This window comes from Halosimplex halophilum, assembly GCF_004698125.1.
Lineage (GTDB): Archaea > Halobacteriota > Halobacteria > Halobacteriales > Haloarculaceae > Halosimplex > Halosimplex halophilum.
Window position 1 is genome coordinate 879,401 of the sequence record NZ_ML214297.1, and the last position, 26,061, is coordinate 905,461.

At 70.6% G+C, this 26,061-nt stretch carries 26 protein-coding genes; 10 read left to right on the top strand and 16 right to left on the bottom strand.

The window, feature by feature from the left end:
* Nucleotides 1-1,110 carry a glutamate-cysteine ligase family protein gene (locus E3328_RS04365; protein WP_135363389.1) on the bottom strand — a complete coding sequence of 370 codons (1,110 nt, stop codon included), beginning with the start codon at nucleotides 1,108-1,110 and terminating at the stop codon, nucleotides 1-3.
* A 150-nt stretch (nucleotides 1,111-1,260) separates the two neighbouring features.
* Here E3328_RS04365 and E3328_RS04370 point away from each other — a divergent pair, with 150 nt between their 5' ends.
* From E3328_RS04370 to bioD, 3 genes are all read left to right on the top strand, one after another.
* Nucleotides 1,261-1,860 carry a hypothetical protein gene (locus tag E3328_RS04370; RefSeq protein WP_135363390.1) on the top strand — a complete coding sequence of 200 codons (600 nt, stop codon included), beginning with the start codon at nucleotides 1,261-1,263 and terminating at the stop codon, nucleotides 1,858-1,860.
* 86 nt (nucleotides 1,861-1,946) lie between these two features.
* A complete protein-coding gene (locus tag E3328_RS04375; protein WP_135363391.1) occupies nucleotides 1,947-3,158 on the top strand; it encodes an aminotransferase class I/II-fold pyridoxal phosphate-dependent enzyme in 1,212 nt (403 codons plus the stop codon).
* Nucleotides 3,155-3,862 carry a dethiobiotin synthase gene (bioD, locus tag E3328_RS04380; RefSeq protein WP_135363392.1) on the top strand — a complete coding sequence of 236 codons (708 nt, stop codon included), beginning with the start codon at nucleotides 3,155-3,157 and terminating at the stop codon, nucleotides 3,860-3,862. The genes E3328_RS04375 and bioD overlap by 4 nt, the downstream gene beginning before the upstream one ends.
* A gap of 294 nt (nucleotides 3,863-4,156) precedes the next feature.
* Here bioD and E3328_RS04385 read toward each other — a convergent pair whose 3' ends face one another.
* From E3328_RS04385 to E3328_RS04395, 3 genes are all read right to left on the bottom strand, one after another.
* Nucleotides 4,157-5,293 (bottom strand): phosphotransacetylase family protein, encoded by a 1,137-nt coding sequence (locus tag E3328_RS04385; protein WP_246022889.1) that lies wholly within the window; start codon nucleotides 5,291-5,293, stop codon nucleotides 4,157-4,159.
* Complete coding sequence (locus E3328_RS04390) at nucleotides 5,290-7,425, bottom strand: acetate--CoA ligase family protein (protein WP_135363393.1); 2,136 nt, start codon at nucleotides 7,423-7,425, stop codon at nucleotides 5,290-5,292. Before E3328_RS04390 ends, E3328_RS04385 begins: the two co-directional genes overlap by 4 nt.
* A 153-nt stretch (nucleotides 7,426-7,578) precedes the next feature.
* On the bottom strand, nucleotides 7,579-8,052 hold the full coding sequence (locus tag E3328_RS04395) for a YbaK/EbsC family protein (RefSeq protein ID WP_135363394.1): 474 nt from the start codon (nucleotides 8,050-8,052) through the stop codon (nucleotides 7,579-7,581).
* Between the two features lie 54 nt (nucleotides 8,053-8,106).
* On the opposite strand from E3328_RS04395, the gene E3328_RS04400 reads away from it, so the two are divergent.
* Both E3328_RS04400 and dpsA read left to right on the top strand, forming a co-directional pair.
* Nucleotides 8,107-8,493 carry a DUF8048 family protein gene (locus E3328_RS04400; protein WP_135363395.1) on the top strand — a complete coding sequence of 129 codons (387 nt, stop codon included), beginning with the start codon at nucleotides 8,107-8,109 and terminating at the stop codon, nucleotides 8,491-8,493.
* 124 nt (nucleotides 8,494-8,617) lie between these two features.
* Complete coding sequence (gene dpsA, locus E3328_RS04405) at nucleotides 8,618-9,166, top strand: DNA starvation/stationary phase protection protein DpsA (protein WP_135363396.1); 549 nt, start codon at nucleotides 8,618-8,620, stop codon at nucleotides 9,164-9,166.
* 3 nt (nucleotides 9,167-9,169) lie between these two features.
* On the opposite strand, the gene E3328_RS04410 is transcribed toward dpsA, so the two are convergent.
* Nucleotides 9,170-9,364 carry a hypothetical protein gene (locus E3328_RS04410; RefSeq protein WP_135363397.1) on the bottom strand — a complete coding sequence of 65 codons (195 nt, stop codon included), beginning with the start codon at nucleotides 9,362-9,364 and terminating at the stop codon, nucleotides 9,170-9,172.
* A gap of 165 nt (nucleotides 9,365-9,529) precedes the next feature.
* Between E3328_RS04410 and E3328_RS04415 the strand changes: the two genes are divergently transcribed.
* From E3328_RS04415 to E3328_RS04430, 4 genes are all read left to right on the top strand, one after another.
* Nucleotides 9,530-10,627, top strand: a complete 1,098-nt coding sequence (locus tag E3328_RS04415) for a Gfo/Idh/MocA family protein (RefSeq protein ID WP_135363398.1) — start codon at nucleotides 9,530-9,532, stop codon at nucleotides 10,625-10,627.
* Nucleotides 10,628-10,705: 78 nt separating this feature from the next.
* Nucleotides 10,706-11,437: a DUF7547 family protein gene (locus tag E3328_RS04420; protein WP_246022891.1), complete on the top strand. Its 732-nt coding sequence runs from the start codon at nucleotides 10,706-10,708 to the stop codon at nucleotides 11,435-11,437.
* 126 nt (nucleotides 11,438-11,563) lie between these two features.
* Nucleotides 11,564-12,052 carry an HTH domain-containing protein gene (locus E3328_RS04425; RefSeq protein WP_135363399.1) on the top strand — a complete coding sequence of 163 codons (489 nt, stop codon included), beginning with the start codon at nucleotides 11,564-11,566 and terminating at the stop codon, nucleotides 12,050-12,052.
* 238 nt (nucleotides 12,053-12,290) lie between these two features.
* Nucleotides 12,291-13,832: a S41 family peptidase gene (locus E3328_RS04430; RefSeq protein WP_167837295.1), complete on the top strand. Its 1,542-nt coding sequence runs from the start codon at nucleotides 12,291-12,293 to the stop codon at nucleotides 13,830-13,832.
* A 31-nt stretch (nucleotides 13,833-13,863) separates the two neighbouring features.
* Here E3328_RS04430 and E3328_RS04435 read toward each other — a convergent pair whose 3' ends face one another.
* The 10 genes from E3328_RS04435 to E3328_RS04480 all read right to left on the bottom strand — a co-directional run bounded on the left by E3328_RS04435 (nucleotide 13,864) and on the right by E3328_RS04480 (nucleotide 24,696).
* Nucleotides 13,864-14,241, bottom strand: a complete 378-nt coding sequence (locus E3328_RS04435; protein WP_135363401.1) for a Zn-ribbon domain-containing OB-fold protein — start codon at nucleotides 14,239-14,241, stop codon at nucleotides 13,864-13,866.
* A complete protein-coding gene (locus E3328_RS04440) occupies nucleotides 14,241-15,389 on the bottom strand; it encodes a thiolase family protein (protein WP_135363402.1) in 1,149 nt (382 codons plus the stop codon). Before E3328_RS04440 ends, E3328_RS04435 begins: the two co-directional genes overlap by 1 nt.
* 123 nt (nucleotides 15,390-15,512) lie before the next feature.
* Complete coding sequence (locus E3328_RS04445) at nucleotides 15,513-15,869, bottom strand: DUF8022 family protein (protein WP_246022893.1); 357 nt, start codon at nucleotides 15,867-15,869, stop codon at nucleotides 15,513-15,515.
* Nucleotides 15,869-17,512 carry an acyl-CoA carboxylase subunit beta gene (locus E3328_RS04450; protein WP_246022894.1) on the bottom strand — a complete coding sequence of 548 codons (1,644 nt, stop codon included), beginning with the start codon at nucleotides 17,510-17,512 and terminating at the stop codon, nucleotides 15,869-15,871. The genes E3328_RS04445 and E3328_RS04450 overlap by 1 nt, the downstream gene beginning before the upstream one ends.
* Nucleotide 17,513: 1 nt before the next feature.
* Nucleotides 17,514-18,257: a 3-oxoacyl-[acyl-carrier-protein] reductase gene (fabG, locus tag E3328_RS04455; RefSeq protein WP_135363403.1), complete on the bottom strand. Its 744-nt coding sequence runs from the start codon at nucleotides 18,255-18,257 to the stop codon at nucleotides 17,514-17,516.
* A gap of 285 nt (nucleotides 18,258-18,542) precedes the next feature.
* Complete coding sequence (locus tag E3328_RS04460; RefSeq protein WP_135363404.1) at nucleotides 18,543-19,322, bottom strand: helix-turn-helix transcriptional regulator; 780 nt, start codon at nucleotides 19,320-19,322, stop codon at nucleotides 18,543-18,545.
* Between the two features lie 424 nt (nucleotides 19,323-19,746).
* Complete coding sequence (trmB, locus tag E3328_RS04465; protein ID WP_135363405.1) at nucleotides 19,747-20,805, bottom strand: HTH-type sugar sensing transcriptional regulator TrmB; 1,059 nt, start codon at nucleotides 20,803-20,805, stop codon at nucleotides 19,747-19,749.
* Nucleotides 20,806-20,910: 105 nt separating this feature from the next.
* Nucleotides 20,911-22,008, bottom strand: coding sequence for a glucose 1-dehydrogenase (locus E3328_RS04470; protein ID WP_135363406.1), 1,098 nt, complete (start codon nucleotides 22,006-22,008; stop codon nucleotides 20,911-20,913).
* A 134-nt stretch (nucleotides 22,009-22,142) separates the two neighbouring features.
* Complete coding sequence (locus tag E3328_RS04475) at nucleotides 22,143-23,207, bottom strand: Gfo/Idh/MocA family protein (protein ID WP_135363407.1); 1,065 nt, start codon at nucleotides 23,205-23,207, stop codon at nucleotides 22,143-22,145.
* Nucleotides 23,208-23,361: 154 nt separating this feature from the next.
* The gene (locus E3328_RS04480; protein ID WP_135363408.1) at nucleotides 23,362-24,696 is read right to left on the bottom strand and encodes an HAD family hydrolase; all 1,335 of its coding nucleotides are present in this window, start codon (nucleotides 24,694-24,696) and stop codon (nucleotides 23,362-23,364) included.
* Between the two features lie 178 nt (nucleotides 24,697-24,874).
* Here E3328_RS04480 and gfcR point away from each other — a divergent pair, with 178 nt between their 5' ends.
* Complete coding sequence (gfcR, locus tag E3328_RS04485) at nucleotides 24,875-25,510, top strand: transcriptional regulator GfcR (RefSeq protein ID WP_135363409.1); 636 nt, start codon at nucleotides 24,875-24,877, stop codon at nucleotides 25,508-25,510.
* Nucleotides 25,511-25,519: 9 nt separating this feature from the next.
* Here gfcR and E3328_RS04490 read toward each other — a convergent pair whose 3' ends face one another.
* The gene (locus tag E3328_RS04490) at nucleotides 25,520-25,972 is read right to left on the bottom strand and encodes a hypothetical protein (protein ID WP_135363410.1); all 453 of its coding nucleotides are present in this window, start codon (nucleotides 25,970-25,972) and stop codon (nucleotides 25,520-25,522) included.
* Nucleotides 25,973-26,061: the final 89 nt, after the last annotated feature.

Here is a 26,061-nt window from a genome sequence, read left to right on the forward strand (position 1 = left end):
TCAGGCCGGTACCGCCTCGTCGCCGGTCGACAGGGCGTCGAGCCCGTCCGCCCGGAGCGCCTCCAGGTCCGCCAGGAGGGCGTCGGCCGCGCGTCGGCGGAGCCGCTTCGCCGCCGACGCGCCGACCCGACGGCGGCCGTCGATGCGAGCGCCCGGCGGCCGGTAGGCGTCGGTGTCGACCCCCAGGCCGTCGAGGTACGACGCGACGGCCGGGGCCGACAGCCCCGCCGCGACCGCGGCGTCGACCAGGTCGCGGAGCCGGTCGAACGACGGCAGCGCGAGGCGGTCGCCCCCGTCGTCGGTCCCGACCGCGGTCCCGCGCTCGACGGCCGCTCTGACGAGCCGCTCGGCGTCGGCGACCAGCCGACAGACCGCCAGCGGCGGCGCGGCGTCGGGCGCCCGCCACTCGACGGTCCCGAGGTCGTCGCGCAGGCGCACGGGTGTCCAGACCGCGTCGGCCGGCGAGAACGCCGCGTCGACCGCCTCGCGGTCTGTGTCCGGGCGGTCGGTCGCCGACGCGACGAACCGCTCGTAGCAGTTCTCGACGCGGTCGCGCCACGCCGCGGCCGACTCGGGATACTTCCACAGCTGCCCGAGTTCCGGCGCGGCGCCGTAACAGAGCCTGCGGTAGGCGTGGGGTCGCGCGCAGGTCGCGAGCCGGCGGCCGCGGTAGTACGGCGAGGTGTTGACCAGCGCGATCGCCGGATCCAGCGCCGTGAGTACCCGCAGCTGTTCGGCCGCGTCGACCTGCTCGAAGTGGACGTGCGTGCCGGCACAGCGGGCCGCGTGGTCGAGCGCGTCGCCGAGGACGGCCCGCTGTACGTCGATCCGATCGGACCGGCGGCGGGCCACCGGGTCGGGGGTCAGCGGCGTCCCGAGCGGGACGAGCCACAGCCCGTGCGAGCGGGCGACCTCGCGGACGGTTGCCAGTCTGTTCCCCAGCGTCCTCGCCAGCGCCGCCACCGACTCGCAGGGCGGCGTCTTCACCTCCACGAGCGGGTCGGCGAACTCCCTGTCGACGAACTCGCAGTCGGCGGCGACCGGGTCGGCGGTCGCCAGGGAGCCGTCGCGCTCGACGGTCCAGTACTCGACTTCGAGCCTGATCTGCATGCTGCTCGGGCGCGTTACGGCGGCCCTCCCTCCCGTAGTGTCACCTGAACGTCCATTGCATCATAAAATTCCCGGATCGACAGACGGCCCGGTTCGGCGCGGTCGCCGCCGAACGGCCAGAGCTACGTCGCGGGCGCCCGTCCGGTCGGCATGGTCGACGTGACTCCCTTCGAGGAATACTGCGAGTTCGGCGGCGACCGGGTGTACCTGCTCCTGGCGATCGCGCGGGCCAAGGAGAACGAGGGGACGGCGGGCGACGCGGCACCGACACTCCGGCGGGTCGTCGAGGAAGCGGCCGACCTCGCCCGCACGGCCGCCGAGCTGGAACACGCCGCGGATCGGTTCGACGAACGATTTCGGCTCTACCTCACCGCGAACGCCCGCGACGCGCTGAAGGCCACCTTCGAACTCCGGCGGTCGATGGACGACTGGCTGGAGGGGCGGATCCACGGCGACGAGGGCGTCCGGCCGAAGTTCAGACGGGTCGACCGCGAGTTCCTGTCGACGCTGCAGTCCGACGCCTGCCGCGACGGGACCAACTTCGTCTTCGACCTCGACGACGCGACGGCGGCCGACCGGGACGCACTCGTGGACGACCTCCGCGGCCACACCGGGGTCGCGCTCGCGCGCGAGACGCCGAACGGGTTTCACGTCGTCACCGACCCGTTCGACTACACCGACTTCACGACCGGGGTCGACTACGAGCTGAAGACCGACGGGCTGATCTTCGTCTCGTATCTCGACGGGTAGGCGGCGAGCGCCCGACCACGGTGTGGGGTCGGGGGGCGCTCGCGGGGGACCGAAAGGGCAAGGGGCCGTCCGCCCGGGGCACCGATATGACCGAGCGCGGTTTCGACCTCGACGCGCGGCTGCGGGAGCGGGAACGGGCGGGCCTGCGGCGCCACCTCGACCCGGCCGAGTCCGTCGGCGCGCGGACCAGGTTCAGCGACGACCCGCGCGGCGGCGCGCCGGAGTACGGGGACGAGCGGCTCGTGTTCGCCTCGAACAACTACCTCGGACTGGCGAGCGACCGCCGCGTGCTGCAGGCCGCCGAGAACGCCGCCCGCGCGGTCGGGACCGGGGCCGGCGCCTCCCGCCTGGTCACCGGCGACACCGGGCTCCACCGGGCGCTCGAACGGGACCTGGCCGACTGCAAGGGCGCCGAGCGGGCGCTCCTGTTCTCGTCGGGCTACGCCGCCAACGTCGGGACCATCGACGCGCTCGGGCCCGACGTGGTGTTCTCGGACGAACTCAACCACGCCAGCATCGTCGACGGCTGCCGGGTGGGGGCCGACGAGACCGTCGTCTACGACCACGCCGACCCCGGCGACCTCCGGGCGAGGATGGCCCGGCGAGCGGCCGAGGAGCTCGACAGCGCCGCCGACGAGGCGTGGCTCGTGGTCACCGACACCGTCTTCTCGATGGACGGCGACGTGGCGCCGCTCGACGCGATCTGCGACGCGGCCGAGGAGTTCGGCGCGTGGGTGATGGTCGACGAGGCCCACGCGACAGGACTGTTCGGCGAGGGCGGCGGTATCGTCCGGCGCGAGGGGCTGGCCGACCGCGTCGACGTGCAACTCGGGACCCTCTCGAAGGCGCTGGCGAGCCAGGGCGGCTACGTCGCCGGCGACGAGGCGCTCGTGGAGTCCCTGCTCAACGCCGCGCGGTCGTTCGTCTTCTCGACGGGGCTGGCGCCGCCGGCCGTCGGCGCCGCCCGCGAGTCGCTGCGGATCGCCCGCGAGACCGACCGTGCCGACCGGCTGTGGAAGACGGTCGAGGCGCTCCGCGACGGGCTGGCGTCGACGGGCTACGAGGTGCTCGGCGAGACGCAGATCCTCCCGGTGCTCGTGGGCGACCGCGACGACGCGCTGGCGCTGGGCGACCAGCTCGCCGACCGCGGGGTCGTGGCGCCGGCGATCCGCCCGCCGACGGTCCCCGAGGGGACCGCCCGCATCAGGGTCGCGCCGATGGCGACCCACACCGACGACGAGGTGGCGCGCTGCCTCGACGCTTTCGAGGCCGCCGGCGAGGAGGTGGGACTGCTGTGAGCGACGGGGACACGGCGAGGGCCCCGGCGGCGGACGACGCGGCCGACTTCGCCGTCGTCGGCACCGACACGGGCGTCGGGAAGACCGTCGTCACGGCGGGACTGGTCGGGTGGCTCCGGGCGTCGGGGGTCGACGCTCGCGCCGTCAAACCCGCGCAGACGGGGCACCCGCCGGACGACGACGCCGGGTTCGTCGCCGACGCGTGCGGGACGGACGCGGCCGCCACCTGTCTCGAACGGCTCGAACCGCCGCTCGCGCCGGCCGTCGCCGCCGACCAGGAGGGCGTCGACCTCTCCTACGACACGATCCGTGTGGGCTGCGAGCGCGAACTCGCCGACGCGGCGGTCGGCGTCGTCGAGGGGATCGGCGGCCTGCGCGTCCCGCTGGCCGACGGCCGGGAGGTCGTCGACCTCGTCGCGGACCTCGGCGTGCCCGCGGTCGTCGTCGCGCGCTCCGGGCTCGGGACGCTGAATCACACGGCGCTCACGGTCGAGGCGCTCGAACGCCGCGGGTGTGCGGTCGCCGGCGTCGTGCTCAACGAGTACGAGGGCGCCTCCGTCGCCGAGCGGACCAACCCCGACGCCCTCGCCGAGATGACCGACTGTCCGGCGCGGACGCTGCCGCCGCTGGCGATGGACGACCCCGCCGACGCCGTCGCGGGCGTCCGGGAACACCTCCCGGCCGACGTGTTTCCGACCGAGTGATGCGGCCCGGCCGAACGACCCGACCGGCCGCACGGGGCCGTCGCTGTCGGGCGACGATGCGGGAGCAAAGGGGAACGGTGGGGCGGGGTGCCCCAGCGTGTGACACTACGGAGCCAACTGGCTCCATCGGAAACGAAGGTTCCCGAACGTAAAAGTATACACGATCGTTGTCGGCGAAGTACGTCCCCGATACCGGGGTAGGACCGTGTTACCGGCGACCGGTGGCGGGGAGACGGGACCGAGAGAGGCCTGACGACGACCGTTTCGGGTCCGCCACGCCGGGCGAAGCAGCCGTCACTCCCCGTCCGATTCGGTGTCGTCGCCGGCGTCCTCCTCCGGGTCGGCCCCAGTGTTCGTGCCGGCGGTCGCGTCGTCGTCGGCCAGCAGCCCCTCCAGGTCGGCGTGGTCCGAGAGGAGGGCGACCATCCGCTCGACGGTCTCCGGGTCGCGGGTCCGGCCGGTGGAGATCACCTCCTCGACGCGGTCGACGGTCACCCGGGTGTCCGACTGAACGAGCAGGACCGGCACGTCCGCCTCGGCGGCCTTGCCGAGGATGGCGCCGGAGGGCCTGAGCCCGCCGGTGAGGACGATACATTCGATGCCCGGGGCTTCGAGCGCGGCGGCCTGGATCTCCGAGCGGTCGCCGCCGGTGACCATCGCGGCGTTGCGCATCCGCCGGAAGTGCCGCAGCGCCGCGTCGCTGCCCATCGCGCCGACGGCGAACCGCTCGACGAAGCCGTCGGTCGAGGCCTCGGGGTTCAGCAGTTCGGCGCCCAGCGCGTCGGCCAGGTCCGCGACGGTGACGCCCGCGAGTTCCTGCACGCGCGGGACGATGCCGAGCACCGGGATGTCCCGCGCTTCGAGGAACGGCACTACGTCCGTGTTCAGCGAGTCGAAGTTGGCGTCGGCGACGGCGTTGAACAGCACGCCCGCGAGGTGGCCCTCGAACTGCCGGGCGGCGGCGAGCACGCCGTCCACGTCGGCCGGGTTGGCGTAGCCGCCGACGACGACCGTGCGCGCGTCGAGCAGCTCGGCCACGTCGGGGTCGGTCAGGCCGACGATGCCGCCGGTCTCCAGGCGACCGCCGCCCTCGACGACGACCAGGTCGTACTCGTCGGCGAGCGCGTCGAAGTGCTCGCGCACCCGCTCGCGGACCTCGCCGTCGCGGTTGCCGCGGATGGCCTCCTCGATGAACGCCGGGGAGTAGACCACGGGTTCGAGGTCGGCGAGGTCGGCGTCGATGCCGAGCATCTCCCGGGCGAGCAGCGGGTCCTCGTCGCGGGTCTTCCCGACGGGGCTCTTGAGACGCGTGCCCTTCGGTTTGAAGTAGGCCACGTCGAGGCCGCGGTCCTGGGCGAGCTTCGCGACGGCAATCGCGATGGCTGTCTTGCCGGTGCCTTCTCCGGTCGAGGTGACGAATATGGGTTTCATAGCTTCTCCTGGTCGACGGTGAGTCGCACGTCGACGGCCCGGGCGCCGTCGGGCGTGGCGACGAGCGGGTTGATGTCCAGTTCCACGATGGCGGGGAAGTCGGTGACCAGCTGGGAGAGCCGCTGGATGGTCTCGACGACGCTGCCCTCGTCGACGGGCTCGCGGCCCCGGGCGCCGCGCAGCAGCGGCGCGGCGTCGATCTCGTCGATCATCTCCCGGGCCGACGCCTCGCTGACGGGCGCGAGCCTGAGCGTCGTGTCCTCGAGCACCTCGACGAAGATGCCGCCGAGGCCGAACAGGACCAGCGGGCCGAACTGCGGGTCGCGGTTCATGCCGACGATGGTCTCGACGCCGCTGTCGAGATCCAGCATCTCCTGGACCTGGACGCCGAGGATCGTCGCGTCGGGCTGGTAGCTGCGGGCGCGGGTCACCAGATCCTCGTAGGTGTCGCCGACCTCCTCGGGCGGGACGCCGACGGCGACGCCGCCGATGTCCGACTTGTGGAGGATGTCGGGACTGACGATCTTCATGACGACCTCGCCGTCTCCGCCCTCCCCGTCTCCGTCCTCGCCACCGGCGCCGACGATCCGCTCGGCGGCCTCGACGGCGTCCGCGCGGGCGTCGACGATCTCGCCGTCGGGCGTCGGGATCCCGTAGGCGTCGAGCAGGCCCATCGCCTCGACGCCCAGCCGGTTGGTGTCCCGGCGGGCGGCCGATTCGAGGATCTCCCGGGCCGCCGCTCGGTCCACGTCGAACGTCTCCGGTTCGGTGTACTCCCGCTCGCTGATATCGCGGTACTCACGGAGCGCGTCGAGGCTGCGGACCGCGCGGGCGGGGTCGAAGTACGTCGGGATGCCGGCCCGCGAGAGCCGCTCGTTGGCCTCGCGGGCCGACGACCCGCCCATCAGCGTCGCGGCGACCGGCGTCTCGTACTCGGCCTGCAGGTCGACGACGGCGTCGGCCAGGTCCTCGTAGGAGAGGGTGGCGGTCGGGCAGGCGAGCACGACCGCGGCGCCGACGTTCGGGTCCGCCAGCGCGATGTCCAGCGCCTCCTCGAAGCGCTCGACGGGCGCGTCGCCGATGATGTCGACGGGGTTGTAGACGTTGGCCTCGTCGGGCAGCGCGTCCTGGAACCGTTCGACGGTGTCGTCGGAGAAGGAGGCCAGCGAGAGGTCGGAGTCGCCGACGGCGTCGGTCGTCATCACGCCCGGGCCGCCGGCGTTGGTGACGATGGCGACGCCGTCCCGTTCCGGCAGGGGCTGGCCCGCGAGGATGCTCCCGAAGTCGAACAGATCCTGGACGGTCTCGACGCGGAGCACGCCCGCCTGGTCCAGCGCGGCCTCGTAGGCCTCCTCCGAGCCGGCGATGGCGCCGGTGTGGGAGGCGGCCGCGGAGGCGCCGGCCTCAGTCCGGCCGGACTTGACGACGACGATGGGGGTGTCCGTCGAGACCTCCCGTGCGGATTCGACGAACGAGCGGCCGTCGACCACGTCCTCGAGATAGCCGAGGATCACGTCGGTCTCGGGGTCCTCGCCCCACTCGCGGACGAAGTCGGACTCGTCGAGGACGGCCTTGTTGCCCAGCGAGACGACGTTGCGGAAGCCGAGGTTGCGGTCGTTGGCCCAGTCGACGACGGCGGTGACGAACGCGCCCGACTGGCTCATGAAGGAGATCGAGCCCGACTGGGCGTTCTCGGGGCCGAACGTGGCGTTGAGGCCGACGCCGGTGTTCATGATCCCCAGGCTGTTGGGGCCGACGACGTTGAGGTCGTACTCGTCGGCGAGCTCCCGGAGCTCGCGCTCGCGGCGGGCGCCCTCGCTGCCGGACTCGCCGAAGCCGGCGGTGATGACGACCACGTCGCGGATCCCCGCCTCGGCGGCCTCGCGGATGGCGTCGAGGACGATGGGGGGCGGAACGACGATGACGGCCACGTCAACGTCGGGGACGGCGCCGACGCCGTCGTGTGCCTCCAGACCCAGCACCTCGTCTTTCGTGGGGTTGACGGCGACCACGTCCCCCTCGAAGTCGGCGAGGAGGTTCGCCGTGATCGCCCGCCCGACCGACCCCTCCCGGTCGGTCGCGCCTACGACGGCGACTCGCCGCGGTCCGAAGAGTGTGGCTAGTTCGCCCATCTACTCCGAGGTTCGTCCCGACCGGATTTATAGGCTGGCCCGGCTTCTCACAGTGCAGGAAGACGGGCGGATCGGTCGGCGCGAACCGGTCGGCCCGGGAGGGCATCTCGGCCGTTGCGAGCCGGTCGGGCCGGACGGCCACCCCGCCGTCGGTCACTCGGCGGCCACGTCCGCCGGCTCGGCGTCGGCCAGTTCCTCGATGCGCTCCGGGTTGACCGGGAAGACGGCCTCGGGCGTCCCGGCGGCCGCCCACACCGTCTCGAAGGTCCGGAGCGTCTCGTCCAGATAGACTGGGACGGATTGTTCGTGACAGAACGGCGGGACGCCGCCGATCGCCCAGCCCAGCGTCTCCTTCACCTCCCCGGCGTCGGCCATCCGAACGTCCGCGGGGTCGACGCCGCGGAGGGCGGCGAGTTTCGCCTCGCTCACCCGGTTGGCGCCGCTGGTGACCACGACGACGGGCTCGCCGGCGACCATCGCGATCGAACTCGCGATCTGGGCCACCTCGCAGCCGATCGCCTCGGCGGCGTCCGCCGCGGTCTTCGTCCCCTCGGGGAACTCGTGGACCTCTACCTCGAACCCCCGTTCGGCCGCCCGCTCCGTGAACTCGCTCGCTCGCGGGTGCATGCCTCCCCGGACGGAGCGCAACCGTAAATGCGCTCGCCCCCGCAACTCCCGGGGATGACCACCGACGAACTCGCGGCCTTCGACGAGGCGGTCGTCGAGTCGGTCGCGGCCGACCGCGAGGTGTCCGTCGAGCGACTGACCGATGTCGTCCGCACCCACCAGGCGAACGTCCGCGAGCTGCCGGGCGTCGAGGACATCGTCTACGAGTGGCGCAACTACTTCCACCTGGACCCGCTGGTCGGCCGCACCGAGGACGCGTACTACCTGGCGCTGCCGGACCACGTGTGGGCGGAGTTCACCGACGACCTCGACCTGACCGAGGCGGAGAGCGAGGCCTTGCTCGCCGTCCACGACGCGCAGGCGCGGGCCGCACCCGACGCGGCGGGCGTCGACGAGACGCGACTCGACGGCGACGCCGCGCTCGTGCTGACGCGTCCGTGACCTGTCACGACCTGGCGGGTCCCCGACGGATCGGTGTCGAAGTGAGAATCTGAGTTTCGACATCCGAAAAAATTATTCTCGAATAGCAATCTTTATGTGCCGAGCGGCCGATCTATCGAACGCAATGAGCACCCAGAAGCGCGTCCTGCAGGAGGCCGGCACGGTCGAAGAGAACGAGCTCCGGCTCGAACGGGGGAAGGCCGAGCAGATCGTCGAGGCGCTGAACGCGGACCTGGCCTCGACGTACATGCTCTACCACCAGCTGAAGAAACACCACTGGAACGTCGAGGGCGCGGAGTTCCGCGACCTGCATCTGTTCCTCGGCGAGGCGGCCGACCACGCCGAGGAGGCGGCCGACGAGATCGCCGAGCGGCTCCAGGCGCTCGGCGGCACCCCCGTGGCCAGCCCGACGAACATCGCGGAGACGGCGCCCGTCGCGTTCGAGGGCGACGATGTCTACGACATCCGCACGTCGCTGGAGAACGACCTCGTCATGTACGGCGACAACATCGAGAGCCTCCGCGAGCACGTCGAGCTCGCGACTGACCTGGGCGACCACGCCACCGCCGAGATCCTCCGCGAGATCCTCGTCCAGACCGAGGAGGACGCCCACCACATCGAGCACTACCTCGAGGACGACACGCTGGTCACCGCCGAAGCAGTCGAGAAGTGAGGTCTACTCGCGGATCTCGACCGTGAGGTCGGTCGCGATCCAGCCGTCGCCGTTGCCGTCCTCGGTGAACACCGTCCGCGTCTCCGTCGCCGCGTGGGCGGCGATCGCCGGACAGTCCGCGAACTCCGGTCCCCCGGCTCCCTCGTTCGGTTCGACACGAGCGCGACCCCCTTCGACCGACTCGTCCGTTGCTTCCATATCTCGGTTTAGGCCGACCTAAAGAGATAAGGGTTGCGGTCGTTCCCGGTATTTGCCACGCCGGCGTTCCGGGTCACCGGCGTCCCGGCGCCGGGCGCGAGTTCGACGGGCCCACGCCGCGTACGAGTCCGGGGGATTCATTACGCGGGTCGCGTACGCGAGCACATGGAACCCCTCTCGGTCGGGATCGTCGGCTGTGGCAACATCAGTTCGCGATACCTCGACGCGGACGCCACCTTCGACGCCTTCGACATCGTCGCCTGTGCCGATCTGGACGCAGAGCTGGCCCGCGAGACGGCCGCCGAACACGGGATCGAGGCCCAGTCGGTCGACGAACTGCTCGCGGACGACACCGTCGAGGCCGTCGTCAACCTGACGCCGCCGAGCGCCCACGCGGGGGTCATCACGGACGCGCTGGACGCCGGCAACCACGTCTACACCGAGAAACCGTTCGCCGCGACGGCCGAGGAGGCCGAGTCGATCCGCGAGCGGGCCGCCGAGTCGGGCCTGCTCGTCGGTTCGGCGCCGGACACGTTCCTCGGCGCGGGCCTGCAGACGGCCCGGGCGGTGCTGGACGAGGGCCGGATCGGCGAGCCCGTGGGCGCGACCGCCCACTGGACCTCGCCGGGCCACGAGCTGTGGCACCCGAACCCCGACCTGTACTACCAGGAGGGCGGCGGGCCGCTGTTCGACATGGGGCCGTACTACGTGACCGCGCTGGTCTTCCTGCTGGGGAGCGCCGAGCGCGTCGCGGGGTCGGTCAGCCGCCCGCACGCCACCAGGACTATCGAGAGCGACGCGCGGAAGGGCGAGGAGATCGACGTGGAGGTACCGACCCACGAGGCCGGCATCGTCGACTTCGCCGGCGGCGCGACGGCGAACCTGCTGATGAGCTTCGACGTGGAGGCGTCGACGCTCCCGTTCCCCGCCTTCGAGATCTACGGGACCGAGGGGACCCTGGCGCTGCCCGACCCGAACCACTTCGAGGGGCCCGTCCGCGTCCGGGACCACGAGGACGACGACTGGGAGACCGTCCCGCTGACCCACGAGTACACCGCCGGCCGCGGGGCGGGCCTCGCGGACCTCGCCTTCGCCGTCCGCGGCGACTGGGACCACCGCACCAGCGGCGACCTCGCCGGCCACGTCCTCGACGTGATGTCGGCGGTCCGCACGTCCTCCGAGGAGAGCGCGTTCGCGACTATCGACTCCGACCCCGGCCGCCCCGCGCCGCTCCCGACCGACTTCCCGGACGTGGACCCCTAGAACCCGACCGTTCGGTCCTGTCGATCAGCTGTCGCGCGAGTGGTGACGTTTTTTCCGTCGGCCCGCGAAGGACGGGACATGACCGACGACTCCTCGGACGAGGACCTGGCGCGGCTGGTCGGCGACCTCGTCCGGACCCTGCGCGAACTCGAGGACGAACTGGAGCCGCCGCGACCCGACGACGGGCCGCGGCTCCCGACGCCGCGGGACCTGCGGCGGTTCACCAGCGAGGTCGCCATCCCCGGGTTCATCCTGATCCTGGAAACGAACATCCGCGCGCTCCGGCTCCTCCAGCGCGCGCTGCGGCTCGCCGACGGCGCCGACGAGGCCCGCCGCGAGACCGAACAGCTCCGCGAGCGCGCCAAGTCCGCCAGCGAGTCGACGCTCTCGCGGCTCGACGACGCGCTCGTCGACCTCCAGGACGCCGTCGAGGGGCGACCGAACGACGACGAGGCGGCGGAGCTGCTCGACGACGCCCGCGAGCTGCGGGCGGAGATCCAGCGCCGCATCCGCGAGAGCACCCGTCCGGCCGACGGCGCGGCCGGGTCGTCGGACGGGGGATCCGGCGACTCGTCAGACCGCGACGACAGGGGGGAGTCAGGTGGGGACGACGAGGGCGACGACGCGGTCTCGGTGGACGTGGACGCCGAGCTGGAGTCGATCAAGCGCGACCTCGACGACCTCCCCGACGCCGACGACGTACCGGCCGACGGCGACGGTGGCGACCCCGGGAACGGCCCGCAGGACGGCGACGACGCCGGACCGGACGACTCCGGGGCGGACGACGCCGACGGCGCGGACCGCGAGTAGCTCACCCGCGGTGAACCGCGTTTCTCTTCGGCGGAACCACTGACCGAGATCGCCGAACGACCGTTCCGTTTATAACTAAATAAACATAATGATTTATTATCCACCACGTGTAACCGTCGAGTACCCATGACGCCAACCGAGCGGACGGGGGACCGGCGCGTCGCGCTGTGGCTCAGGGAGACGCTCCCGGAGCCGGCGGCGCGCCAGCGAGGCCGGCTCGCCGACAGCCTGCGCGACCTCGAGGCGGCCGGGCGGGTCGACTCGTACGAGGTGACGACCTGTCCGAAGCGCATCCGCCGGGAGAACCCCGAGGCGGTAGCGGCTCGTGACCGCTACCTGGCGTTCTCGCGGTGGGCGCGCGACCGCGGCGTGCGCTTGCGGCCGTTTTTCGCGACGCGCGAGTGTTACGCCGCGGACACCGGCGAGCTCTGCGACTGGCTGGTCTTCCCCGCGATCACCCTCGCAGTCTACGACGAGGGCGACCTCGCCGCCGTCTACCCGCACGCCGACGGCGACGACTACCGCTCGGTAGCGGATGGGTTGTCTGCCCTCGCCGGGGACGCTCCCGATTCGGTCGACGACCGCGACCGCTCGCTGGTCGCGCCCGCCGACTGAACCCCTGCTGTCAGCCACCCGCAACCCCCACCCCTGCCACCCCGGCGAGGGGGACCGGCCTCCCGCCGGTCCGGATTCTCCGCGGGCGCCGCGAGACCACCGAGCACTCGATATCGCGTCCCGGTCGCCCGTTCCTGTTGCGACCGCTTCACTCGAAAGTGGGAAGGGGATATTTATACGTTTGGATATTTCAACGTATCTACCATATTTTATCACTCGTCGGGGCGTCTCCGGTTCCATGAGTTCCGAAGCGGAGCTGACCCACGACGAGGCAGTCGCGGACGTGCGTGCGTTCGTCGACGCGGTCGAGTCGACCCATCCGGCGCCGTTCGCCCGTGCGGGCGGGCGGTTCACGTACTACCGTCGAGCGCAGTCCGTGATCGACGACCTGCCGACCGACGGCTGTTCGGAGCGGGCCCTCCGAGAGGTAGTCGCCGGACTGGCGTCGAACGTCGCGGAGTATCACACGTTTGTCGTCCACCCCGCAGCGGACGGCACCCTCCCGGTTTCGCTCGGTATCGTCGACGGCGCGATCCGGGTCAGGGCCGCCGAGGCGGACGGCCGACGCGAACTCGTCGGAGCGCGACTGGGCAGCGTCGACGGGACGAACGTCGCGGATCTCGTCGGTCGACAGGCACGACTCCGCGGGAGCGAGACGCCCCACGGCGACCTGGGGAACCTCTTGCGGTCGCTGCGAAAGTGGCGCTCGCTCCCGTTGCTGCTGGACCGCGAGGATTCGCCCGACCGCGTGGGTTTCGAGTTCGAACTGCCGGACGGGACGACCCGAACCGAGACGCTCGGTCCCACGGCGGACGGCGAGTCGACCGTCGGGCCCTCGACGCTCGACCGTCCCACCTCGGAAGGGTGGCCCGCGTATCGACTCCTCCCCGACCGCGACGCCGCGTGGCTGGTGATCCCCTCGATGACGGACTACCGGGAGCACTACGAGCTGTTCCGCGACGTGCTCGACGACCTCGACGCACTCGACGATGAAACCCTGGAGCGTGTCCGGTCGCTGGCAAGCGCTCATACGGGTGAGCCGGCCCCCGACGACATCGACGACGCGATCGACGGGATCCCCTCCGCCCTGGCGATTTTCCGGGAGCTCGCGGCGGAGATGGCGGCGGCGGAGACGGAGACGCTGGTCGTCGACGTGCGGGGCAACGAGGGCGGCAACCGGTTGCTGGCCGACCTGCTGGCGTACGTCCTCTACGGGTGGGAGGGCGTGGCGACGGCCCGGGACCGGCCGAGCGCAATCCGCTACTCCGACCGGTTCGTCGCCGAGCGCGGCACCGGCCCGTTCGACCACGCGAGCGAGGGGCGTGACTGGGACCTCCACCCCGGCGAGTACGTGGTCGACGACGGCGATCCGTCGGTCGAGGAACTGCAGCACGGCCTGGGGTCGCTCCCGACGTTCGAACGACTGGAAGCGCCCGACTGGTCCGCCGCCGCCCGCTACACGCCGTCGGACCTCGTCGTCGTCACCGACGCGCGAACGCTCAGCGCGGGGTTCTCGCTGCTCGCGGCGCTCCGCCGACTGGGCGCCGCCGTCGTCGGAACCGCGCCGGTCCAGGCACCGACGTACTTCGGGGACCTGATCGGGTTTTCGCTCCCGAACTCGGGGATCGAGGCGAAGACGGCCACCACGCGGATCGAGACGCTCCCCGACGGTCCCGACGAGGTGCTCGAACCGGATCGGCGGCTGACGAGCGAGGCCTTCGACCGCTACGACTACGACCGCGACGCGAGCGTGCTGCTCGCGCTCGACGAGTACTGCTGACGCTCGAAACCGCGAAAGTCGGGACCGGAATTCAGACCGACTCGAACCGGTAGCCGTCCCACTCCTGGCTCTCGGGCACCTTGATGCCCGCCTCGGGGTCGCGCAGTTCCTCGGCGTAGACCGGCTCGACGGCGTCGCCGGTCTCGACCGCCTCGGTCGTGACCTGCCCGACCGCGCGGACGTAGTCGTCGGTCAGGTCCTCGCCGCCGAGATCGAACTGGACGATCGCGATGGTGTTGGGCGCGCGGACGCCGGGCGGCGTCGCCGTGGACTTCGTCCAGGTGACGACCTCGCCGGTCCGCCCGGAGAGATCGAGCGTCTCCGTCTGTTTCGCCCCGCACTCGGGACAGAGGGTGTGGCCGGGGTACGTGACGTGTCCGTTCTCGCAGACGTGGGCGTCGAACGACATTATCGTGCCTCCATGATGGTGGTGATGACGCAGTTCCCGAACCCGCCGACGTTGCAGGCGAGGCCCGTGTCCGCCTCGACCTGGCGGGGGCCTGCCTCGCCGACGAGCTGTTTGTATATCTCGTAGCCCTGTGCGACCCCGCTGGCGCCCAGCGGGTGCCCCTTCGACTTCAGGCCGCCCGAGGTGTTGATCGGCAGTTCGCCGTCCTTCTCGGTGCGGCCTTGCTCGACCTGCTTCCAGGCTTCGCCGTGCTCGGCGAAGCCACAGCCCTCCATCTGGAGGAACTCAAGGATGGTGAACATGTCGTGGAGCTCCGCCACGTCGATGTCGTCGGGGCCGATCCCGGCCATCTCGTAGGCCATGTCGGACGAATCGACGACGCCCCCCATGACGGTGGGGTCGTCGCGCTCGTGGACGACGTGGGTGTCCGTCGCGCCCGCGATGCCCGAGACGACGGCGTAGTCGTCGGTGATCTCCTTCGCCTTCTCCTCGGTTGTGAACACGAGGCCGGAGCTCCCGTCCGTGATCGGACAGAAGTCGTACAGCCGGAGCGGGTCCGCGACGATCGGACTTTCGAGGGCGGTCTCCTCGTCGATCTCCTTCCGGAACTGGGCGTGGGGGTTGTCGACGCCGTTTTTGTGGTTCTTGACCGCGACCTTCGCAAGCGAGTCCCGGGGCGCGTCGAACCGTTCGAGGTAGTGGCGGGCGGTCATGCCCGCGAACGACGGCAGGGTGAGGCCGTGCTTGTACTCGGCGGGGTGGGTGATCGAGGCGATGATGTCCGTCGACTCGGCGGTCGAGCGGTGGGTCATCTTCTCGCCGCCGACGAGCAGCGTCATGTCGCTCGCCCCGGAGGCGATCGACTGCCAGGCCTCGTAGATGCCCGCGCCGCCCGAGGAGGAGGTCTGGTCGACGCGCTCGCTGTAGGCCGGCATGAGCCCGAGGTCGTGGGCGAGGGCGTTCATGATCCCGCCCTGGCCCTCGAACTCGCCGCTGGCCATGTTCGAGACGTAGAGGTGGTCCACGTCCGCCGGCTCGACGCCGGCGTCGTCGAGCGCGGCCTCGCCCGCCTGGGCGATCAGCTCCCGTATCCAGGCGTCGCGCTCGCCGAACTTCGTCATCGACGCGCCGATCACTGCGACTGTCATGTGTGCCACCTCGGAGGGCTGTAATGTGGGTGTTACGGTGGCGAGGGTCCGCGGCGCGGCCGCCGCGATGGGTCAGGGGGCCGGGCGGGCGCCGCCCGGTCAGTAAAACTAACGGTCGTCGGGTCAGTAGAACGAGCGGGCGCTGGCCTTCCACTCCTCGCCCTTCCGCACGTCCTTCGGCCAGCGGCTCCGGCCCATGGACTTCATCCGAGCCGCGAGCTTCCATGCGTCGGCCCGTTCTTCCTCGTCGCGCTCGGCGGCCGCCGCGGCCGCCGCGACCTGGCGGTCGTGGAGGTGCGCGCCGACCGCCGAGGCGATGGCCGCGGCCTCGGCCGCGTCGGCGTCTGCGGGGATCGACAGCGACACTTCCTCGCCGTCGACTGTGAGCGCCACCGTCTCGCCACTCGACCCGTCGCCGGACCCGTCGGCGGTCGGGTCGGCGTCCGATGCCTCGCCGTCGGAGAGTGCTGTGTCGGCCATTACAGTGGGATGTTGCCGTGGTCTTTCGGCGGGCTGTCCTCGCGCTTGCGCTCCAGCATCTCCAGGTCGCTGATCAGGCGCTTGCGCGTGTCCTTCGGTTCGATCACGTCGTCGAGATAGCCCCGCCTGGCGGGCCCGTAGGGGTGGGCGAACTCCTCGCGGAACTCGTCCATCAGCTCCTGGCGCTTCGCGTCCGTGTCGTCGGCCTCCTGCAGTTCGTCGCGGTAGAGGATGTTGACCGCGCCGCGCGGGCCGAGCACCGCCATCTCCGAGCCCGGCCAGGCGTAGTTCACGTCCGACCCGAGGAACTTCGAGGACATGACGATGTAGGCGCCGCCGTAGGCCTTCCGGACGACCACCGACAGCAGCGGCACGGTCGCCTCGGCGTAGGCGTAGATGAGCTTCGCGCCCCGGCGGATGATCCCGTTGTGCTCCTGATCTGTCCCGGGCATGAACCCGGGCACGTCGACCAGCGAGACGATCGGGACGTTGAACGAGTCGCAGGTCCGGATAAAGCGTGCGGCCTTCTCCGAGGCGTCGATGTCCAGGGTCCCCGCGCTGACGCGTGGCTGGTTGGCGACGATCCCGACGACGCGCCCGTCCATGCGGGCGTAGCCTACGACGACGTTGCGCGCCCAGTTCTCGTGGACCTCGAAGAAGGAGTCCTCGTCGACCACGCGGTCGATGACCCGCGTCATGTCGTAGGGCTTGCGCGGGGCCTCCGGCACGATGTCCGTGATCCCGTCGAGTTCCCGGTCGGGGTCATCCCACGACGCCACGCGCGGCGGGTCCTCCATGTTGTTCTGCGGGAGGTACGAGAGCAGGCGCCGGATGTCGTCCAGCGCCGCCTCCTCGTCCTCGCAGGCGAAGTGGGCGACGCCCGACTTCGTGGAGTGGGAGCCGGCGCCGCCGAGTTCCTCCTTCGAGACCTGCTCGCCGGTGACCGTCTCGATCACGTCCGGCCCGGTGATGAACATGTGGGAGGTGTCCTGGACCATGAACGTGAAGTCGGTCAGCGCCGGCGAGTAGGTCGCGCCGCCCGCGCAGGGCCCCATGATCGCCGAGATCTGGGGGATCATCCCCGACGCCTTGGTGTTGCGCTGGAAGATCTTGGCGAACCCGACCAGCGAGTCGACGCCCTCCTGGATGCGCGCGCCGCCGGAGTCGTTGAGCCCTATCACGGGGACGCCGGCGTCGACCGCCCGGTCCATCACCTTGCAGATCTTGTCGGCGACGACCTCGCCGACCGAACCGCCGAGGACGGTGAAGTCGTGGGCGAAGACGAACACCTTCCGGCCGTTCACGTCGCCGTAGCCCGTCACCACGGCGTCGCCGGGGAACTCCTTCTCGTCCATCCCGAACGACGTGGCGCGGTGCTCGACGAACGGGTCGATCTCGGTGAACGTGCCGTCGTCGAGCAGGTACTCCACGCGCTCGTGGGCGGTCATCTTGCCCCGCGAGTGCTGGCGCTCGATGCGGTCCTCGCCGCCGCCGACCCGGGACTCCTCGCGGCGCCGCCGGAGCTCCTCCAGGGCAGTCTCCTCGTCGGTGTTGTCGGCCTCCCCGCCAGTGCCGTCCGGTTTCTCGGCTGTGCCGTCCGATGCGTCCGAACCTGTCGCGTCCTCGCTCGCTTCTTCGCTCATCTCACCACTCCATGCCGCCGTTGACACCGATCACCTGGCCGGTCATGTAGCTGGACTCCTCGCTGGCGACGAAGGAGACGATCCCGCAGATGTCCTCGACGGTGGCGAACCGGTCGAGGGGGATCTCCCGCAGGATCTTCTCCTGGACGCGCTCGGGCACCTCCTCCAGCATGTCCGTCTCGACGAACCCCGGCGCGATGCAGTTGGCGGTCGAGCCGGAGGAGGCCATCTCAAGTGCGAGCGTCCGGGTGAACCCGAACAGCCCCGACTTCGTCGTCGCGTAGTTGGCCTGCCCGTAGTTGCCCTGCTGGCCGACGACCGACGAGATGTTGATGAGCCGGCCGTGCCGGCTCTCCTTGATGTCGTCGAAGAACGTCTTGGTGCAGTTGTAGACGCCGCCGAGGTTCACGTCGATGACGGCGTCCCAGTCATCGCGGGTCATGTGCTCGAACTTCTTATCGACGGTGATCCCGGCGTTGTTGACGAGCACGTCGACCGGCCCGAAGGCGTCGACGACCTCCTCGCGCATCGCCTGGACCTCGTCAAAGTCCGACACGTCGGCCTGTGCGGCGATCGCCGTGCCCCCCGCTTCCTCGATGGACTCGACGACCGCCTCGGCCTCCGCCGCCGACGAGCGGTAGTTGACCACCACGTCCGCGCCGCGGTCGGCGAGGTCCTCGGCGATCCCCCGTCCGATGCCGCGGGAACTCCCCGTGACCAGACAGGTCTGCCCGTCCAGGTTCACGGCCCCGACCTCCGTTCGCGACGGTCCCGATTCATGTCATACAGTGGCCCCCGGAGACGGGTTAATAGTTCCCCTTGCGAAGGTTACATAACTCGCCAGTGGTGTCCCGCGGCTGTCCCGACGGAACCGCGCGCCTCACGGGCGCTCCGGCGATCGGAGACCCGTCGGCGAGTTCGAAAGCCCGAAATCTGTCACGTTCGGTACCTTCGTGGGCATCTCGGGGACCGACAGTGAACTTCGGGCCACGCCGAGGAGGCGTCCGGCGCTCCGGAAACGACGCCGGCGCTAGAAGTGTTCGGCGACGAACTCGTCGTTGGGCGTCGCGCGGTCCCAGTAGTGTTCGAACAGGTCCCGCCCCCACTCCATCGCGCGGTCGTCCTCTGCGATCACCTCGGTCCGGGAGTCCCACTGGCCGTCGATAGTCGGCAGCGAGAGCATGATCTCCGAGTCGGTGACGCCGATGCCCACGTCGAGGTCGAGGACGCGCACGGGCGTCTCCGCCCACTGGTCGGCCTCTTCGGGCGAGTCGATCCGTTCGAGCGCGTCGAGGGCGACAGTCCTGTCGACGATCAGGCGCGCGTCGGTGGCGTCCGGCATGACGGACTCGTACTCGGCCTGATAGATCGGCGTCACGATGTCCACGTCCGTCCCGGCCCGTTCGACCCGGTCGCAGACCTCCCTGACGACGGCGTGGGGGTCGGAGTCGGGCGCGCGGACCACCTCGGCGTCGGCGAGCTCGGTCAGCCGGAGCCGGAACCGCCGCGGGAGCGCGGCCACGTCGTGCTCGCGCCAGTAGTCGTCGGCGAGCAGCCGACAGAGGTTGCCCTGCTGTTCGAGCAGGTCCGCGACCAGTTGCCCGCTCCCCGTCGCCGCCCACCCGGCCTCCAGCGAGCGCACCAGCCCCTTGCGTTCGAGGTCGCCGACGGCGTTGTACACCGCCGACTCGCTCGCCTCGACCGCGTCGATGAGCTCCCCGATCGACCGACCCTCGGCGACGACGGCGAGCAACACGTCCGTCCGAACCGACGAGCCGAGCACGTACTCGACGATGGAGTCGGAACTCACGTCGCTCCCCCCGGAAACCGCCGAACTGCGCTACGATGCGGCCCCATTATCGAATTCCATACCATTCGGAATTACTTCGGTCTTGCGGAACGATATACCCGAGATGGAATTATTTACGGATGAAAAGTTCAAGATTTATACCGTTGGGGAGGTGAGGACACAATGCGGTTCGATGGGGGATGTAGGGTCCCTGCTGGCCTCTCGACCTCAAGGGGGGAGAGCGGCTCACTGGCAATCTTCGTCCCCATCCCGTTCTCGACGGCCCTCCAGGCCGGGAGCGGTCCGTGCCCGATACGGGTCCGGCTCCCGAACGTGACGACCGGGAGAGACGAATACGGGTCGCGCCGACCGGGCGCGTCGTGGCGTCGGAATCGCGGACATCACCGTCGGAGCGGTCGCGAACCGGCGCCGTCGACTCGCGGCCTCAGTCGGCGGGTTCGGGCGGGGACTCGCGGCCGATGCGGATCTCGAACGACTCGATGTCCTCCAGCGCGGCGACCTGGCCGCCGACGGTGACTCGACCCTCGTCGGTCTCGACGACGAGCGACGCCTCCTCCAGGCTCGACGTGATGCTGGCGTCGACGACCTTCCCCTCGACGACGACCTCCTCGCCGGTCAGCACGTCGCGGCCCTCGATGGTCGCGTAGAACTCCCCGTCGAGGTCGACCATGTCGGCGATGGCGCGGCGGATCGTCCCGTAGCGGCGCGGGAACGACACGTCCTCGCCGTCGGTCCGGACCGTCTCGGCGGTGGTCCACAGGACCGTGTTCATGAACATCGAGACGAGGAAACCCAGCTCCGAGCGGTCGAAGATGACGCCGTAGCGGTCGGTGTCGCCCTTGAGGCTCTCGCGGGTCGCGTAGATGGAGTAGCGGCCGTCGGCGACGGCGATGACGGGCGTCGTGACGCCGCGGCGCTGCTTGACCGTGCTCGCGAGGTCCGCGTAGTCGTACTCGTCGGGGTCGGGGGCGTCGGCGGCGGGGGAGATGAGGATCTCGATGGCGACGCCCTCCTCGTGCTGGCGGCGCAGCTGGCTCTCGAACCGCTCCAGCAGCTCCGGCGTCAGCGAGAGCATCAGCTCGTACTCCGCCGAGTCGATGACCTCCGAGAGGTACCGGAGGATCGTGGGCCGGGACTTGACGAGCGAGACGGCCTCCGTGCCGCGGGCGGGCTGGGTGTACTGCTCCTCCAGGTCGTCGACCAGCGTGTCCAGCGACTCCTGGAGGTCGTCGAACGCCTCCGCCGGGTCGAGCGCCAGCACCTTCATCGGCCGCGACTCCTGGAGTTCGACCAGCCCGATGTCGCTCAGGCTGCGGACCGTGTCGTAGACGCGCGGCTGGGGGATGTCCGTGTAGTCGGCGATCTCCGAGGCCGTGACCTGCCCGTGTTCGAGGATCGTGAGGTACGCCTTCGCCTCGTACTCCCCGAAGTTGAACCGCTCGGAGACGGCTTCGAGCGAGGCGAGGAGGTCGTCACCAGCCATGTGGGTTCCCTCTTTCGCCACCGAGTAAATCAGTCTGTCCCTTCGCGCAGTCCGCGCGAGGCCGTCACGTGGGCCCCCTCCGGTCGTCGCGGAGAGCCCGCCCGCTCACAGGGTGTCGAACTCGACGACCGCCTTGATCTGGTCGTGGCCGTACTCGAAGGCCGGCTCGACGTCGTCGGGCGTTGCGACGGTCGTCACGAGGTCCTCGAGCAGCCAGTCGGGCAGCTCGCCCAGCGTGTCGACCGCTCCCTCGAAGTGTTTCACGTGGGAGTTGACCGTCCCGACGAGCGCCTTGTTGTGGAGGACGAGTTCGTTGTGGATGCGCCCGCCGTCGACCTCGAACTCCCAGGAGTCGGGGATACCCAGCAGCGCCCCGACCCCGTTGGGCGCCAGCGCCTCGACCGTCTCGAAGGCGTGGGGCGCGTAGCCCGTCGCCTCGTAGACGAAGTCCATCGGTTCGTACGCCTCCGGCACCGTCCCCAGCGGCGTCTCGTTCGAGTTGACGTAGGTCGCGCCGATCTCGTCGATGATGTCGACGGTCGGGTCAGGTCGCTCCCGGCGGCCCAGACAGTAGGTCCGCTCGAAGTCGTGGGCGGCGAACGAGCGGTCGCTGTCGACGCCGTACTCCAGCATGGCGAGCGTGAGCAGACCGAGCGACCGGTTGCCCAGCACCAGGGCGGACTCGGGCGTCCACTCGAACGCCGACCGCGAGGCGTAGGCGTGTTCCAGCGCCTTCTCCGTGATGCTGATCGGCTCGACGAAGAAGCCGAGTTCCCACAGCGACTCGGGGACCGCCACCAGGTACTCCGGCGGACTGGTGAAGTACTCCGCCATGAAGCCGTGATCGCCGACGATGCCCCGCTCGACGTACTCGCCCTCGGGGGCCATGTCCGGTTCGCCGCGCTCGAAGTACTCGTTGGAGCCGTCGGCTGGCGGGCGCCGGACCGTGGGGGCGACCACGTCGCCCTCGTCGAGGTCGGTGCCGTTCGGGTCCTCGACGACGGCGACGGCCTCGTGGCCCAGCACCATGTGGTCCTCGCCCTCGGGGAACCCGCCGTGGGAGCCGCCGATGACCTCGTGGTCGGTCCCGTCGACGCCGACCCGGAGCGTCCGGAGCAGCGCCTCGCCCTCGTCCGGTGTCGGCCGCGGCTTCTCTATCACCGCCGGTCCCTCGGAGCCCCGCTGGACAGCGATCGCCTTCATTGGCGAAAAGAGTACTCTATTCCGAGTTAAGTCTTTCCTCGCGAGGCCGCGCGGCGGGCCGGTCGGCGCCCGAGACCCGCCGCTGAGCAGTGGTGACGGACGGCCGGCGGACGACGGGAGGAAGGGCCGGGCGGTCAGTCGTCGAGGGAGACGGCCTCGCCGGTCTCGCTGGAGCGGTAGATCGCCGAGAGGACGCGCTGGACGGTCAGGCCCTGTTCGACGGTGTTGCGCTCGGGCGTCTCGCCGGTCACGCAGTGTTCGAGGAAGTACGCCTGTTCGGCCGCGTGGGCGTCGTTGTTGCGGGTCTCGATATCGGACTCGACCATGTGGCCGGCGCCCTGGGCGCCCGACTCGTGGAAGGTGACGCCCTCGCCGGGGCGGAAGGTCGCGCCCGACTCCGTGCCGCGGAGGACGTACTCCTGTTTCTTCGGGCGGTTGACGGCCCAGGCGACCTCCAGGGAGATGGTGCGGCCGTCGGCACAGCGGATGAAGGCGGTGGCGGAGTCGTCGACGTCGAAGCCCTCGGGGCCCTGGTCGTCGCCCCACATCTGGATGAAGGTGTAGTCGTCGCGGCCGCCGAACTGCGAGCGGGTGATCCCCGAGACCTCCTCGACCTCGGGGTAGCCCAGCAGGTACAGCGACAGGTCGACGGCGTGGACGCCGATGTCGATGAGCGCGCCGCCGCCGGCGACCTCCTTGCTCGTGAACCACGACCCGCGGCCGGGGACGCCCCGCCGGCGGATGTAGTTGGCCTCGACGTGGCTCAGCTCGCCGAACCGGCCTTCCTGACGGTAGCCGTTGATCACCTCGACGGGGTTCTCGAAGCGGGTGTGGAACCCGACCATGCAGAACCCCTCGGCCTCGTGGGCGGCGTCGGCGATCCGCTCGGCCCCCTCCAGGGTGTTGGCCAGCGGCTTCTCGACGAGCACGTCCAGCCCCGCCTCCAGCGCGTCGACGACGTACTGCTCGTGGAACTTGTTGGGCGTCGTGACCGCGACGGCGTCGACCTCCTCGTAGAGTTCGTGGTGGTCCTGGTAGGTGGCGACCCCGAACTCGTCGGCGAAGGAGGCGCGGGCGCCCTCCGCGATGTCGACGCCGCCGACCAGGTTCGCCCCCTGGTCGACGAACCGCTCCGCGTGGTGGTGTCCGATGTTACCCAGACCGACGATGCCGAGCCTGACAGATGAGATATCGACCATAGTGTTGACTCCGTTCGGTTCTCACGGATACCTACTCGCGGACTCCCGTAAATCTCCCGCGATCAGTCGCTGAACCCCGCCCCCCGCCGAACGACTCCCCGGCCCGTTCGACCTGTCCGGACGAACAGGGCCGTTCCGCCGCGAATTTCGCCGATCACTCGACGGCGACCAGTCTGTTGAGCGCGTACACCGTTCGGAGCACGTCACCGGCCTCCCCCGCGGGGAAGACGAGGTCGTCGCGCTCCCGGACGTGGTCCAGAACGACGGTCGACGCGTGCTCGGGCGCGGCCGCGATGCCGGCGTCCCGCTCGGCGACCCACTCCATCACCCGGAGGTCGCTCTTGCTGTCGCCCAGCACCAGCGCGAACGGGTCGTCGACCCCCAGCACCTCGAACGCCGCCTCGACCCCGCCGGGCTTGTCGAGTTCGCGGCTCACGACCTCCGCCGCGTCGCCCTCGTAGTAGGCCACGTCCACCCGGTCGAGAAAGTCCGCGACCGCGTCGGGCACGTCCGCGTCGTCGGGTTCACTGCCTCCCGGCAGTTCGCCGCGGTCGTCGAGCACCGCCTCGATCTCCGGGTCCCGCGAGGCGTAGAACGCCCGGGTCCACTCGCCGGCCGCCGCGCCGAGGACGGCCCCGCTGTCTCGCCCGCCGTCGCCGCGCCCGTCGGCGCCGCGCTCACCGGCGTCGGCACGCTCGGGGTCGGCGCCGTCGATGCGGTCCGCGACGACGACGCCCAGAAGGTCCAGCAGGTAGACCAGGGCGTCGTCGATCACCGCGACGGCGTCGTCGCTCCCCGTCTCGAAGTTGGGCTTGAGCGTGACGTTGAACTCGTTGCCCTGCAGGTGACAGCCGCGGGCGACGCCGCCGGGCGCGTCCGAGAGCACGCGCTGGCGCAGCCGGTCGAAGGCCGCGCGGACCGACTCGTCGAGCTCGTCGTACAGCAGGCGCTTGGTCTCGGGGCCGTGGCCGGGCGTGAAGACGCCGGTCCCACTCTCGTAGACGACGCTCACCTCGCCGGAGTTGACGACGGCGTTGCCCAGCCCCTGACCGAGGAAGCCCTTGACGTTCTCGAGGGTCTGGCCGGTGCAGACGACGATGGGCACGCCGGCCTCGTGGAACTCGGTCAGCAGGTGCAGGGTCTCGCGGGGGATCTCGTTGTCGGTCTGCCCCGCCGAGCGCAGCGTCTCGTCCACGTCGAGCACGAGGGCGTTGACCGGCCGGTCGTACTTCGTCGCCAGGTCGAGCCCGGTGAACGCCTGGTCGCGGGTGGCGTGGGCGGCCACGTCCGCGTACGTCTCGCCGGTCCCGGGGAAGGCGTCGCGGATCTCCCCCCGTAGCTCGTCGAGTTCGTCGCTGGCGTCCTCCCAGTAGGTCAGCGCGACCCGCGAGTCCAGCGGCGGGAACAGGTCCACGAACGCCTGGTGGGCCCGCAGCCGCTCGGCGTCGAACTCCTCGTAGAGCCGGTAGAGCTGGTCGTAGCGTTCCATCGTCGGCCCTACCGGGGGACCCGTTGTGTAGGTTGGGATCGGCGCGCGGGTCCCCCCGGGTCGCGCGGGTGACGACTGGCGCGAGAGGCGCCAACGGGGTCCCGCGACGGGTGTGAGAGACGGCGACGGGAACCCACAACGGGTAACACCCCCGCGTGCGAAAGAGCAGGTAACACGCATGAAGAACATCGACGATCTCATCGACAGCGCGGCGGAGCTGGCGGAGGGGGGTCTCTCGAAGGGCGAGATCGCGGACGAGCTCAACGTCTCGAAGGAGACGGCCTCCTGGCTCGTCTCGCGCAGCGGCGCCACGACGACGACGGCGACCGACAGGAAGTCCCAGAGCCCCCACGACATCCACGTGGACTGGTCGGCGATCGGCCGGGACAGCGCCCGGCTGACACACGTGGGTCGCGCGGTCGCGGACCTGCTGTCGAAACAGGGCGAGGAAGTGGACCTGACCATCGGGATCGAGAAGGCGGGCGCACCGATCGCGACGACGGTCGCCCGCGAACTCGACACGGACCTGGGCACCTACGCGCCGAGCAAACACCAGTGGGACGACGGCGAGAGCGAGGAACTCTCTGGTTCCTTCTCCCGGAACTTCGCCCAGATACGGGATCGGGAGTGCTACGTCGTCGACGACACCATCACCAGCGGCACCACCATGACCGAGACGGTCGAGGCCATCCGCGACCGCGGCGGCGAGCCCGTCGCCTGCGCGGTGCTGACCGACAAGCGCGGCGTCGAGGAGATCGAGGGCGTCCCCGTCTACTCGCTGGTGCAGGTCCTGCGCGTCGGCCAGTCCGAGTGACCGGCCGGCTCAGCGCTCGACGTCTTCCCAGTACGTCGAGGTGATGTGGGCGTCGGGCTCGTCGGGCGAGGACAGCGTCAGTTCGTCGTCGGTCCACCGGACGACCAGCTCCGGCCGGTCGTCAGCCGGCCCCTCCCGGTCGGGCGCCTCGGCGGCCTGCGCGCGCACGAGGTCGTCGGTCACCGCGCGGCCGTCGCCCTCCACGACCTCCTCGGTGAGCCCGACGCACTGCACCGAGCGCGCGCGGTCCGCTGTCCCCTCCCGTTCGACGGACCGCGCGCGCTCGAAGTCCGTGCGCTCCTCGCGGCCGGTCAGCGATCCCAGCCGGGCGCGGATGGATCGACCGACCGAGCGGAGTCGTGCGGCGAGACGACTGACGAGCGAGTCGGACCCGGCTCCCCGGTCGGCGTCCCCGGCGGCCCGACCCTCCCTGTCGGCCCCGTCGACGGGGGTCTGGCTCATACTTCTACTTGGTCCGGAACGGTAAAAATCATTGTGCCAACCGGTGACATGCTCGTGGTACTACCGGGCTCCCGTCAGGTCCGGGCGCG

Coding starts and splice junctions, on each gene's coding strand:
- E3328_RS04400 (WP_135363395.1), top strand. CDS start 8,107: ATGACCACCGACGAACTCGCGGCCTTCGACGAGGCGGTCGTCGAGTCG.
- E3328_RS04445 (WP_246022893.1), bottom strand. CDS start 15,869: ATGGCCGACACAGCACTCTCCGACGGCGAGGCATCGGACGCCGACCCG.
- E3328_RS04440 (WP_135363402.1), bottom strand. CDS start 15,389: ATGACAGTCGCAGTGATCGGCGCGTCGATGACGAAGTTCGGCGAGCGC.
- E3328_RS04450 (WP_246022894.1), bottom strand. CDS start 17,512: ATGAGCGAAGAAGCGAGCGAGGACGCGACAGGTTCGGACGCATCGGAC.
- E3328_RS04470 (WP_135363406.1), bottom strand. CDS start 22,008: ATGAAGGCGATCGCTGTCCAGCGGGGCTCCGAGGGACCGGCGGTGATA.
- E3328_RS04420 (WP_246022891.1), top strand. CDS start 10,706: ATGACCGACGACTCCTCGGACGAGGACCTGGCGCGGCTGGTCGGCGAC.
- E3328_RS04410 (WP_135363397.1), bottom strand. CDS start 9,364: ATGGAAGCAACGGACGAGTCGGTCGAAGGGGGTCGCGCTCGTGTCGAA.
- E3328_RS04365 (WP_135363389.1), bottom strand. CDS start 1,110: ATGCAGATCAGGCTCGAAGTCGAGTACTGGACCGTCGAGCGCGACGGC.
- E3328_RS04375 (WP_135363391.1), top strand. CDS start 1,947: ATGACCGAGCGCGGTTTCGACCTCGACGCGCGGCTGCGGGAGCGGGAA.
- E3328_RS04370 (WP_135363390.1), top strand. CDS start 1,261: ATGGTCGACGTGACTCCCTTCGAGGAATACTGCGAGTTCGGCGGCGAC.
- E3328_RS04480 (WP_135363408.1), bottom strand. CDS start 24,696: ATGGAACGCTACGACCAGCTCTACCGGCTCTACGAGGAGTTCGACGCC.
- E3328_RS04425 (WP_135363399.1), top strand. CDS start 11,564: ATGACGCCAACCGAGCGGACGGGGGACCGGCGCGTCGCGCTGTGGCTC.
- E3328_RS04435 (WP_135363401.1), bottom strand. CDS start 14,241: ATGTCGTTCGACGCCCACGTCTGCGAGAACGGACACGTCACGTACCCC.
- gfcR (WP_135363409.1), top strand. CDS start 24,875: ATGAAGAACATCGACGATCTCATCGACAGCGCGGCGGAGCTGGCGGAG.
- E3328_RS04490 (WP_135363410.1), bottom strand. CDS start 25,972: ATGAGCCAGACCCCCGTCGACGGGGCCGACAGGGAGGGTCGGGCCGCC.
- E3328_RS04390 (WP_135363393.1), bottom strand. CDS start 7,425: ATGGGCGAACTAGCCACACTCTTCGGACCGCGGCGAGTCGCCGTCGTA.
- E3328_RS04475 (WP_135363407.1), bottom strand. CDS start 23,207: ATGGTCGATATCTCATCTGTCAGGCTCGGCATCGTCGGTCTGGGTAAC.
- E3328_RS04395 (WP_135363394.1), bottom strand. CDS start 8,052: ATGCACCCGCGAGCGAGCGAGTTCACGGAGCGGGCGGCCGAACGGGGG.
- dpsA (WP_135363396.1), top strand. CDS start 8,618: ATGAGCACCCAGAAGCGCGTCCTGCAGGAGGCCGGCACGGTCGAAGAG.
- E3328_RS04415 (WP_135363398.1), top strand. CDS start 9,530: ATGGAACCCCTCTCGGTCGGGATCGTCGGCTGTGGCAACATCAGTTCG.
- E3328_RS04385 (WP_246022889.1), bottom strand. CDS start 5,293: ATGAAACCCATATTCGTCACCTCGACCGGAGAAGGCACCGGCAAGACA.
- trmB (WP_135363405.1), bottom strand. CDS start 20,805: ATGGCTGGTGACGACCTCCTCGCCTCGCTCGAAGCCGTCTCCGAGCGG.
- E3328_RS04430 (WP_167837295.1), top strand. CDS start 12,291: ATGAGTTCCGAAGCGGAGCTGACCCACGACGAGGCAGTCGCGGACGTG.